The 6,272-nt window shown below is 28.4% G+C and carries 7 protein-coding genes; 3 read left to right on the top strand and 4 right to left on the bottom strand.

The features are described 5' to 3' along the window. Positions 1-189: 189 nt before the first annotated feature. From ACRC03_RS09955 to ACRC03_RS09945, 3 genes are all read right to left on the bottom strand, one after another. On the bottom strand, positions 190-1,362 hold the full coding sequence (locus ACRC03_RS09955; RefSeq protein WP_438652415.1) for an AAA family ATPase: 1,173 nt from the start codon (positions 1,360-1,362) through the stop codon (positions 190-192). A 207-nt stretch (positions 1,363-1,569) separates the two neighbouring features. After that, positions 1,570-2,583: a hypothetical protein gene (locus tag ACRC03_RS09950; RefSeq protein WP_438652414.1), complete on the bottom strand. Its 1,014-nt coding sequence runs from the start codon at positions 2,581-2,583 to the stop codon at positions 1,570-1,572. A gap of 77 nt (positions 2,584-2,660) precedes the next feature. Beyond that, positions 2,661-2,909: a Mor transcription activator family protein gene (locus ACRC03_RS09945; protein WP_438652413.1), complete on the bottom strand. Its 249-nt coding sequence runs from the start codon at positions 2,907-2,909 to the stop codon at positions 2,661-2,663. A 119-nt stretch (positions 2,910-3,028) separates the two neighbouring features. Between ACRC03_RS09945 and ACRC03_RS09940 the strand changes: the two genes are divergently transcribed. The 3 genes from ACRC03_RS09940 to ACRC03_RS09930 are packed head-to-tail and all read left to right on the top strand — an operon-like array spanning position 3,029 to position 3,665. Next, on the top strand, positions 3,029-3,253 hold the full coding sequence (locus ACRC03_RS09940) for a DUF1659 domain-containing protein (protein ID WP_438652412.1): 225 nt from the start codon (positions 3,029-3,031) through the stop codon (positions 3,251-3,253). Positions 3,254-3,282: 29 nt separating this feature from the next. Next, on the top strand, positions 3,283-3,510 hold the full coding sequence (locus ACRC03_RS09935) for a DUF2922 domain-containing protein (protein ID WP_438652411.1): 228 nt from the start codon (positions 3,283-3,285) through the stop codon (positions 3,508-3,510). 8 nt (positions 3,511-3,518) lie between these two features. Next, positions 3,519-3,665: a YvrJ family protein gene (locus ACRC03_RS09930; protein ID WP_438652410.1), complete on the top strand. Its 147-nt coding sequence runs from the start codon at positions 3,519-3,521 to the stop codon at positions 3,663-3,665. Positions 3,666-4,061: 396 nt separating this feature from the next. Here the strand turns inward: ACRC03_RS09930 and ACRC03_RS09925 are convergent. Next, positions 4,062-6,272: VapE domain-containing protein (locus ACRC03_RS09925; RefSeq protein WP_438652409.1), on the bottom strand; the 2,211-nt coding region annotated here is incomplete at its 5' end.

Here is a 6,272-nt window from a genome sequence, read left to right as displayed (position 1 = left end):
TTAATGTTTAGTAAACGAAATGGAGCCCTTTAGGACCCCACTTATTATAGTTATAGTATTTCTATTTTACAACTATGCTCTTTAGATTTTGAATCATAGCAAATAGCTACCCCTAATACATCTCTACCCTTATATTCTTTCTTAAACTTCATAGCATACTCTTTTTCTTTTATTTGATTTAAAGCACTATCAACTAATTGTCGCTTCTAGCATCTCTTCTGATCTTTTTATTATTTGTGAGACTTCTTCAAAACTATCGTTTGATATTGCTTTTTCAAATTCAAACATTAATTCTTTATTAGGTATTTTAACTTTTCCGTTGTGATAAGATAAAAATCCAAGAACTATCATTGCAGAATAAATTTCCATTCTTGTTTTTGGTTGTTCTTGACCTGCCCTAAACTCTTCTCTAATATTTACTCTAACCTCTTCATTGTTAACCATTTTTACTACATCATCTCTTACATCATGAATATTGTACTTTAGATATTCTAGTACTTCATCCATCTTACCAGTATTTGTCCAATAACTTTCGCAGTAATTATTATTTAATGCTTTGACTACAGATCTCGGATTATATACTTTAAGCCCTGTAGCTGTCATATATCCATTATACCAAGTTTCTAACTCTTTAAAATCTATCTCATTATTTTTATTACATAATTTTTTTACCTCTTCATCTGTAAAACCAAAATACTCTTCATATACTCTATCTTTTAAAAATGTATATTCATCAAACATGTTTAATGCTGATCCTGATGAATATTTTTTTATTGGTAGTATCCCTGTCATATAAGCTAATGCTACATATGATTTATCTTTTAGTAAATTTCTTAAAAACTCCAAATATTCTTCATGTTTGTCTGTGAATAATTCTTTGTTAAAGATAAAATCCCATTCATCTAATATAAATACAAATTTTTCTTTAGTTTCATATAAAATATCCCATAAATCATAATTATCTCTGACTTTTATATTAGGAAAAAACTCTAGCACTTCTGCTTTTAAATTAGTAATTATTTTTCCTATATATTCTTCATAATTTTTTGAGTTTAAATCGGAAAAATCAATTTTAATTAAATTATACTTATTTAAATGTTGTCTATAACTTTCACATTTAGATATTTTTAAGTTTTCAAATATAATATCTGATTTTATTGCCTTAGAATAGTATGATGTTAACATTTCAGCAATAGATGACTTTCCAAATCTTCTTGGCCTTGTAACACACAAATATTTATCAACTGTATTTATTTTTTTATTTATTCCATCTATAATTAAAGTCTTATCAACAAAATATTTTCCATTAGTTAGTTGTTTAAAATTTTCCAAAGATTTATCTGTATTTAGATAAATTGCCATCGATACACTCCTTTCTTAATCTTTTCATCATAAATCAATTAGTGTTCTTTTTCTTTAGTATATTTTAATTGTACCATAAACTTATTATTTTATACTAGTTATGTTGGATCTATATCAATATTTTAGACACAAATAAAGGTTTTTCACCTTAACTTTAACTACATAAATTTAAGCCCTATGTCATTAATCATGACTTAGAGCTTTTATCTATAATATAAATGATATTGTTTCTTTAGGTATTTTTGTATATTTTGAGAATAACTCTATTTCTAAATTACCATCAAAATCTTTTTCAACTGGTTGTAATCCTTCTGTATATTGCGTGTATCCATTAATTGATTTTTTATTGTCACAGCTCCAAAATATAGCCGATGTACTAGAGCCGTAGTCAGGCTTTTGGTCTAAGTACTCTTTTGATAAAAACCTAAGCTGTTCATTTTCTCTATTCTCATAATAGATGTTTACATAATACATATCTTTTGGACAGATATTTTCTATTGCATTTAATATATCCTCTTTATACATGCATCTATACTCTTCATCAATATTTTCTATATTAGTTTCTATCTCTTCTATAGTTCTTTTCCATACATCATACTTCTCTACCTCGTTTAAATAAAAGAAGTTTTCACTTTTATCATAATCTTGATAATGTATTTTAGTATCTTTTTCAAATATATTTATTCTTGTGTTAATTGGATGTTGTATTAGTTTTTCTATAATTTCTTCAGTTATTTCAAAAGTTATTTCAATTTTTTCATTATAATCTAGATTTACAAATTCTTCATCCTCATTTTGTTCATAACTAGTGAATATCATATCTTCAATATTAATATTATCCCATTCTTCAGTTATAGATCCATTATCTATGAAGTAATCAATTATATGAAGGTCTTTTGCACAAGCGTATTCTAAAGGTGTTGACTGACTTGATTCAAAATTTATTACTTTGTTTTGGATGACCATATTCCTTATATTTACAGGGTATTGATTGTGGACTATGTGCTGTATGAATGTCTCTCTATTGGTATTATGCTCAAAGTAGGGAATTTGGTTTTTGTCTGTAGTGTTTTTACATAATGTCCAAAGTCTACTTACTCCGTTATATTTAATTAGGCTTAATATTAATATTTCTCTACCTCTTACGTTTATTTTTTTATTTATTTCTATTTCTTGTATGTCTTTAAAGCTTTTTTTATCTTTGAATTCTCTAAATAACATATATCCTCCTATTTTCCCAATACTTGGTTTAATATAATCACATAACTGATTATAACATTTTTTCAATAACTATATTCCTAAATCCTACCATTCTCTTTTAGGATCCTTCTTACATGAGTTACACTCATCCCATAGAGAGTAGCCAGGTTCTCAAAGTTTACTCCATTGAACTTACCAACTATCTCTTTGTTCCTTTCCTCTCTTTCTACACTTCTCTGTAATGGAAAATACACAGTATGTCCACCATAGAAGCGGCATAGTTCTTTAAATTTTTCCATACCTACAATTTCTATAATTCCGTCTAGTTTTTCACTTTCAAAATTCATAATTTCCTCCTTCTTTTACACAAAGGTTCTACACCTTGAATTTGACTACATGTACTTTTTCTTAAGTACTATATAGGTATAAGCACTAGCTTATAAAAAATATTTTAGGGGGTGTTACAATGGCAGTAGTTGTAACAAGTAATCCAAGTGGATTAAAATTAAAATTTAATTTAGGTGTTGATCAAGTATCTGGCAAAACAATCTATAAAACTAGAACTTTTTCTAGCATAAGCCCAGATGCTACTGACCAGGATGTTTTTGATGTAGGAAATCTGATAACTTCTCTTCAAAAACACCAATTGGTTGAAATAGCTAAGATTGATAATTCAACATTATCAGCTTAGTCAAATTAAAATTATAGGGGGTATAATTTATGGATGTTAAAAAAAGATTAGTAATGACTTTCAAAACAATCTCAGATAAAAAGGTGTCTCTTTCAATAGATGATCCAAGGGATAATCTAAGTGAGGCCGAGATAAAAACAGCTATGACAATGATACTATCTAAAGATGTATTTGCTCCAAATGGTGAGCCTTTAGCTGCTTTACTTGAGGCTAATGTGGTTCAAACTGAAACTACTCCATACGATTTAGTATTGTAATCTAAATTATGGACGATAGTTTACTTAATCTTATTGCAAATGTAGGGTTTCCTATTGCTCTATCTATGTACCTACTCATTAGGATAGAGGGGAAACTCTCCTTGCTAACAGATAGTATCAATGAACTTTCCAAAAACATATTAAATCTTAAGTAGGTTAAGGGGGCTGTATGGTCCCCTTTTGCTTTGTGCTCACACGTATATATAGTATATTTTATTTTTTTTATTATTTTATTTTTTTGTTATATTTATATAGTATTTTATAGATACATAGATACAAATATAGTCTTAAGTATTGGTATTACTTTATTGTAAGTGTGTCCTTAGGTGTGTCTATAGACTGTGTTTTTTAAGTTTTAAGGATACACTTTTATGATTATTTTAACTTTTTATTTATTAATAGTATTTTTAAGAATATATTTTAGTATTCTATAGACACATTTTTATGCTTTATGGACACGTTTTTAGGTCCCATAGACACGTTTTTTCCTTAAAAATATACCTTTTTTATACTTCATGGACACAGTTTTTGCTGTAAATTCCCTCTATTAATTAGCAATCTTCTTCTCTAACAAATGCTTTTTGTGGTCCATAAAAACTACCAAACCTCATTTTACCTGAACCAGTATCATAGCTTTTCCATCCTGGCAGTCGTCTTATAATATCATTAATTTCTCTTGCATTTATCGGTGTTAACTGTTTTGGATCTCCATTAAATAGCTCTACCCATACTTCCATTGCACAAACTTTAACTCTTGTCTCTGTGGCCTGTTCAAATTCACAAAAGTCATCACCATTTAAATATCTTCTTCTAGCAGGAATGTCCATCTTAGACCAATTTTTAGGTAGCTTCATTTCTAAATATTCACTTATCATTCCTTCTTTTGGACTTTCTTCTAGATGCTGTTTTTGTTTTTCTAAGGCTGTTTTCGCTGCTTCTCCAGTTAGTTCTAATCCTTCTTTTTGTTTATATAAAATCACTGCTTCAGCCCATATATTGTCTCTTTCATAATTTGTTAGGTCTTCTCCTACTATCTTTTTTCTTGGATTTTCTCCTACTTTTATCGGCCAAAATCGTCTATTTCCATTTTTATCTTTAAGGAAGCTTTCTTCGTTGGTCGTTCCAAAAAATACACATTGTCTTTTAAATTTTTCTACTCTTCTTCCATAAGCTACTCTATAAATATCCTCACGCTTTGACACAAAGTGTTTTACCGCTTCTGTTTCTGCTTTTTTTACTGCTGATAATTCTGCCATTTCTATTATCCAGGCTCCTTGTAATTGCTCGTAGGCTTCTTTTCCTAGCACTGTGTTTATTGAATCTGAGTACCAATCTTTACCTAATTTATCTAGTATCTGACTTTTTCCTATACCTTCTTTACCTACAAATACTGGCATATGGTCAAATTTTACACCTGGCTCAAATACTCTATTTACTGCAGCTGCTAGTATTTTTCTCGATACTTGTCTAGTGTAATAAGTATCCTTTGCCCCTAGGTAATCTATAAATAAGGTTTCTATTCTTTCTACCCCATCCCACGTTACTCTATTTAGATATTCTCTAATAGGATGGAAGGAGTGTTTAGATGCTACTACTGTAATGGCATCATATACAGCATCCTTTGATTTTATATTATAGATGGTTTCTAGATAATGTCTTAAGTTACTATCATCACTATCTGACCATACTTCTTTTTGTGATTCCCAAGGTAATTTTCCTATTATTGCTATGTGATGTGAAAACTCATTTAGTGCTATCTTATTTTTTAATTTCTTATCATTTTCTAGTATTAGTACTATGTTGTTTATTGTGTTTAGTAATTTTCCTTTTTTATTTACTTGAAGTTTTGTTATCCAATTTATATCAGGTTTGTTTTCAGTTTTTGTATCACTTACATCCTCATTATTACTATCAAATTCATTATTTGTGTCTTCTATTACATTAGATATATTGTTTACTATAGCTATTTTTACTTCTTCATTTATTTCTTTTATTTCTTCATTTTCTTCTTGGTTAAAATCATTTTTGGCATTTTCTATACTTTGTTTTAATAGTATTTCTAAAACTTTACTATCTGTTGAAACTAGTTCTATCATTTTAACTAATGCTTCTTTTTCTTCTAGTTTTTTAAAATAATGATTTTTTACTAAGTCAAAAGCATTGCACAGTTTATCCTTACATGGATCACTACTATGATAAGAATAAGCAAAAAGTCCATCTTCATACACTACTAACCCTCCACTTGTAGTTCCATTTATGTAGGTATATCTATCAGTGTTTTCTGTAGTTAGATATATTTTATTTAGATACTTTTCTATAGCTTCATGTATGTTATAAGCTCTACAAAATGCCCCTATTACTCCTTCTTTCTCTAAGGGGTTTTGCTGCTTTTTATTTTCTAAGTTTATTATTTTGTGCTCTCTTGATGAAGTTGGCCATGTTGTTTTATCTTTGTAGTCTTCATATTGATTTAAGTAAAAATCTACATCTAGCCTTTCTCCCTTTTTATGTTCAAATTTAAATTCTCCATCTTTACTAGTCGATGGAAAATACATCAGTCTAGCATAGTCATAAGTTGTGTCATCAAAACAATTCATATCAATCGATTCTGCTATTTTTCTACCTAAGGCTTGATACTGTATTTCGTCTACTTTTTTATTTAATGGTATTACTATTCTAAATCTCTCTTTTTCTTCATGGTGCTTATGTGTTGTATATATTACATATTCAAAATCTAATAATAAATCTATTACCTCTATTAG

Source organism: Romboutsia sp., assembly GCF_051659545.1.
Taxonomy (GTDB): domain Bacteria; phylum Bacillota; class Clostridia; order Peptostreptococcales; family Peptostreptococcaceae; genus JBOFOR01.
The sequence above is the reverse complement of the archived record's forward strand: the minus strand, read 5'-3'. Positions and strand labels throughout refer to the sequence as shown.